The sequence below is a fragment of the Pseudomonas sp. SIMBA_041 genome (assembly GCF_046535095.1).
In the GTDB taxonomy this organism is placed as follows: Bacteria; Pseudomonadota; Gammaproteobacteria; order Pseudomonadales; family Pseudomonadaceae; genus Aquipseudomonas; species Aquipseudomonas mucoides.
The window spans coordinates 1-230 of sequence record NZ_JAWRXJ010001039.1 but is presented as its reverse complement, the minus strand read 5'-3'; the positions used below and the strand labels follow the sequence as shown (position 1 = coordinate 230).

The window sequence follows — 230 nt, the reverse complement described above, 5'->3', positions numbered from 1 at the left end:
TATTATCAGCGGTAACTTCTTGTGCTTTTACCTGGACACCAGGACGCACTTTCTGCAGCCCACTTATTACTACGCGATCGCCTGCTTTCAGACCTTCTGTCACCAGCCACTTATCGCCAATAGCCTGGCTTGCAACGATCGGACGGGTTTCCACTTTGTCATCCGCGCCAACTACCAGTACGGTGGCATCGCCACGCGGCGTACGGGTTACGCCCTGTTGCGGGACTAAA

Annotated in this window: 1 protein-coding gene; it reads right to left on the bottom strand. The window is 54.3% G+C overall.

Features of this window, described 5'->3' with window-relative positions:
- Positions 1-230: HlyD family secretion protein (locus tag SB725_RS34270; RefSeq protein WP_410923838.1), on the bottom strand; the 230-nt coding region annotated here is incomplete at both ends.